The sequence below is a fragment of the uncultured Frigoribacterium sp. genome, assembly GCF_963515265.1.
Lineage (GTDB): Bacteria > Actinomycetota > Actinomycetes > Actinomycetales > Microbacteriaceae > Frigoribacterium.
The window spans coordinates 1-4750 of sequence record NZ_CAUPYL010000194.1; the positions used below are offsets into that span (position 1 = coordinate 1).

Consider the following 4750-nt stretch of genomic DNA (forward strand, 5'->3'; position numbering starts at 1 on the left):
CGACGAGGGGGCCGACGAGGCGCTCGACACCGCCGAGGAGGCGCGCGAGACCGCCGAGGACGCGCCTGCCTCCCGTCCGCCGCGCGTCCCCGTCGCGTGGCTCGAGCTGCGCGACGTCGCCCGGCACAACCTCCGTGCCCTCGACGTCGACGTGCCGCTCGGGGTCCTCACCGCCGTCACGGGCGTGTCCGGCTCGGGCAAGTCGAGCCTCGTCGGCGGCGTCCTCGCCGAGCGCGCGACCGAGCACCCGCTCGTCGACCGGGTGGTGCAGGTCGACCAGGCACCGATCGGCCGCACCCCGCGGTCGAACCTCGCGACCTACACCGGCCTGTTCGACGCGGTGCGCGCCTCCTTCGCGGCGACCGACGAGGCGAGGGCCCGCGGCTGGGGCGCGGGACGGTTCTCGTTCAACGTGGTCGGCGGTCGCTGCGAGGTCTGCCAGGGCGAGGGCTCGGTCACGGTCGAGCTGCTGTTCCTGCCGGGCAGCTGGGCGCCCTGCCCGGAGTGCCACGGCGCGCGGTACACCGCCGAGACCCTCGAGGTGACCTGGCACGGCGCGACGATCGCCGACGTGCTGGGGATGACGGTCGACGAGGCCGAGGGGTTCCTCGGCGACGTGCCGGCCGCCTCCCGCGCGCTCTCGACCCTGCGCCAGGTCGGGCTCGGCTACCTGCGGCTGGGGCAGCCGGCCCCCGAGCTGTCGGGCGGCGAGGCGCAGCGGATCAAGCTCGCGACCGAGCTGCAGCGGATGCGCGGCGGCCACACCCTGTACCTGCTCGACGAGCCGACGACCGGCCTGCACCCGGCGGACGTCGAGCTGCTCGTCGCGCAGCTGCAGCGGCTGGTCGACGCGGGCAGCACGGTCGTCGTGGTCGAGCACGCGATGGACGTCGTCGCGGCCGCCGACCACGTGATCGACCTCGGCCCCGGCGGGGGAGACGCGGGCGGGCAGGTCGTCGCGACGGGCACGCCGCGCGAGGTCGCCGCGTCGAGCGCGAGCCGCACGGCCCCGTACCTGGCCCGGGCTCTCGGCCGCTGACGCTCCCGGGACGTCGGCCCGTAATGTGAGAGAGATCCGCGTCTCGGCGTGCTCGTTCCCGTAATTTGAGAGTGTTCCGCGTCCCCAGCGGGCCGGGGCCCCGTGGAGAAGCCCCTGCGCAGCGGATCTGTCTCGCTCTGCTGCCGCGCACCTCCCCGGGCCAGAACTTCCCAGCGATTCCCCACCTGGGCGCCGTGCACCGAGTGCGTCGCTGCACTTAGTGTAGGCAGGTGCCCGCGACCGCTCCCGCTCTCGACCGACGTGCCGCCCTCAAGGCGCGGCACCGTCAGGCGATCCTCGACGCGGCCGACGCGCTGATCGCCGAGCGCGGCGCCCCGCGCTTCAGCGTCGACGAGCTCGCCGACCGCGCCGACGTGTCGCGCCGCACGATCTTCAACCACTTCGCGAGCCTCGACGAGGTCGTGATGACGCTCTGCACGGCGGCTCTGACCGACGCGATCGACGAGTTCCAGACGGCCACGACCGCGGTGGCGACCTCCGAGGTCGCCGGGACCCGCTCCTCCTTGTTCGACGAGGTCGTGCTCGCCCTGCGCAGCATCGACCTGCCCGCCGTCGTCGCGTACCTCTGGCGCGTGCTCGACGGCGACGCCGAGGCGAACGGGGCGAACAAGGGCGTGCAGGACGTCTTCTCGCGCGCGACCGAGCACCTCGCCGCCGACGCCGCCCGGCGCAGCATCGCGGTCGACCAGCTCGACGTCGAGCTCCTCGTGAGCTCGCTGCTGCACGGCATCGCCGTGATCGCCGAGCACTGGGTGCGCCGCACCGACGGCGCCCTCGACGACGAGGGCCGGGCCGTCTGGGCCGAGCTGCTCGACCGTCTCGTCACGAGCGTGCGCACCGGCTACGCGCCCCCCGACTGACCAGCGACCAGCCAGGCCCGACCCCCACCAGGCCCCACCAGACCCGACCCCACCTCCTTCCCGACGACGCGACGCGAGGCTCCACCACCCCACGGACCGACCACCGGCCCACCGCACCACCAGGAGGACGACCGCCCATGGCATCCCTGCTCTACCGACTCGGCCGGCTCTCGGCCCGACGCGCCTGGGTGGTGATCGCCGCCTGGATCGTCGTGCTCGGCCTCGCCGGCGGCTCGTTCGCCCTGTTCGGCGGCACGCTCACCACCGCCGTGAGCATCCCCGGCACGAAGACGCAGGAGGTGTCCGACCAGCTCGCGGACGAGTTCCCGCAGGCGAGCGGAGGCACGGGCTCGGTCGTCTTCACGACCAGCGACGACAGTGCCTTCACCGACGACCAGCAGGCCGACATCGTCTCGCTGCTCGGCGGCATGACCGACCTCGACGACGTCAAGGGCACGGTCGACCCGTTCGCGACGCAGGCACAGCTGGCCGACTCGCAGGCGCAGATCGACGCCGGTCGTCAGCAGATCGCCGACGGCCGCACCCAGATCGAGTCGGGCCAGGCGCAGATCGACGCCGCCCAGGCGCAGCTGACCGCGGGCCAGCAGCAGCTCGACGCCGCCAGGGCGCAGGCCGAGGCTGCAGGCCAGCTCGCCGCCGCGCAGCCGCAGCTCGACGCGCAGCAGGCGCAGATCACGGCGGGCCAGCAGCAGATCGACACGCAGCAGACCACCCTCGACTCGAGCCTCTCCGAGCTCGAGACGCAGGAGACGACCCTCGAGGACGGCGCCTCGCTGCTCGACCTCTCGTCGGGCATCCGCCAGGTGTCGGAGGACGGCACCACGGCCGTCGCCACCGTCCAGTTCGACAAGGCCCTCAACCTCGTGCCCTCCGAGGCGAAGGAGGCGGTCGTCTCGCACCTGGAGGACGCCGACATCGCCGGCGTCGACGTCGAGGTCTCCAACGACATCGCCTCCACGATCCCCGAGATCTTCGGTCCGGGCGAGATCGCCGGCGTGCTGATCGCGGCCGTCGTCCTCTTCGTCATGCTCGGCACCCTGATCGGCGCCGGACTGCCCCTGGTCAACGCCCTGGTCGGCGTCGGCGTCGGCGTGCTCGCGTCGCTGTCGCTCTCGGGCGCCGTCGAGATGCTGTCGGTCACGCCGGTGCTGGGGGTGATGCTGGGCCTGGCGGTCGGCATCGACTACTCGCTGTTCATCCTCAACCGGCACCGCACGCAGCTGAAGGCGGGCGTGCCGCTCGAGGAGTCGATCGGCCTGGCCAACGGCACGTCCGGCAACGCCGTCGTGTTCGCCGGCTCGACCGTGCTCATCGCCCTGCTCGCGCTGAACCTGACGGGCATCCCGTTCCTCGGCCTGATGGGCACCGTCGGCGCGGTCTGCGTGTTCGTCGCCATCCTCATCGCCATCACGCTGACGCCGGCGCTGCTGCGCCTCGTCGGCCCGCGCATCCTCACGAAGAAGGCGCGCGCCGCGGTCGGCCGCACCGGGGCCGTGAAGGTGCCGTCGAAGCCGATGGGCACCGGCCGTGCCGTGCTGACGCTGATCGGCGGGGTCGTGGTGCTGCTGATCGTCGCGATCCCGGCGCTGTCGATGCGCCTCGGCCTCCCGGCCGGCTCGTCCGAGCCGGTCGAGTCGAGCGCCTACCAGGCGTACAAGATCGTCGAGGACAAGTTCGGGGCGGGCGTCAACGGCCCCCTGCTCGTCGTCGCCGACCTCGACCAGGCCGTCTCGGACGACGACCTCGTGGCCGAGCAGGTGCGCGTCGGCACCGAGCTGGCCGCCCAGGACGACGTCGCCGCGATCGCGCCGATCGGCGCCTCGGACGACGACACCCTGCTCGCGTTCCAGGTCGTGCCCGAGGGCGGGCCGACGGCCGAGTCGACCGAGCAGCTGGTCCGCGACCTGCGCGCGCTCGACGTCGAGGGCGTCTCGTCCCTCGGCGTGGCCGGCAACGCGTCCGGCAACATCGACGTCAGCGAGAAGCTGGCCGCGGCCCTGCCGCTGTACCTGCTCGTCGTCGTCGGGCTGTCGCTGATCATCCTGATCTTCGTGTTCCGGTCGATCCTCGTGCCGGTGACCGCGACGCTCGGCTTCGTCCTGTCGCTGTTCGCCGCGTTCGGCGGCGTCACCGCGGTGTTCCAGTGGGGCTGGCTGGGGCCGGTGTTCGGGGTGCACGACCCCGGCCCGATCCTCAGCTTCCTGCCGATCCTCATGGTCGGGGTGCTGTTCGGGCTCGCGATGGACTACCAGCTGTTCCTCGTCAGCGGCATGCGCGAGTCGTACGCCCACGGGTCGCCGGCGCGCCTCGCCGTCCAGCGCGGCGTCCACGCCGGGCGGACCGTGGTCATCGCCGCGGCACTGATCATGGCGGCGGTCTTCTCGGGCTTCGTCTTCTCGAACTCCGTGATGATCCAGTCGATCGGCCTGGGGCTCGCCCTCGGCGTGCTCGTCGACGCGTTCGTCGTCCGCCTGCTGCTGATCCCCGCGGTGATGCACCTGCTCGGCGACGCCGCGTGGTGGATCCCGAAGTGGCTCGACCGCATCCTGCCCGACGTCGACGTGGAGGGCGCGTCGCTCGAGCGGTCGCACCCGGCTGCGGGCGCTGACGGCGGTGCGGGGTCCGGGTCCGTGTCCAGGTCCGGCTCGGGCTCGGGTTCGTCGGAAGCCGTGTCGCACGTCGCGGCCGAGGCGCCCGTCGACGCCGAGACGTCGACCCGGCACCACGGGGACGGCGCCCACCGGGCCTGACCCGTCCCCCGGGCCACGGCCCGACCAGCGTCGAGGAGGGGCGGTGCGGCACCCTGCCG

2 protein-coding genes and 1 pseudogene are annotated in these 4750 nt (G+C 73.2%); all 3 read left to right on the plus strand.

Annotated features, from left to right (window positions below; all coding sequences use genetic code 11):
• A pseudogene (locus tag RWM17_RS12315) lies at positions 1-1039 on the plus strand (ATP-binding cassette domain-containing protein); the annotation flags it as partial.
• 230 nt (positions 1040-1269) lie between these two features.
• Positions 1270-1920: a helix-turn-helix domain-containing protein gene (locus RWM17_RS12320; protein WP_314104063.1), complete on the plus strand. Its 651-nt coding sequence runs from the start codon at positions 1270-1272 to the stop codon at positions 1918-1920.
• A 137-nt stretch (positions 1921-2057) separates the two neighbouring features.
• A complete protein-coding gene (locus tag RWM17_RS12325; protein WP_314104065.1) occupies positions 2058-4691 on the plus strand; it encodes an MMPL family transporter in 2634 nt (877 codons plus the stop codon).
• Positions 4692-4750 lie beyond the last annotated feature (59 nt).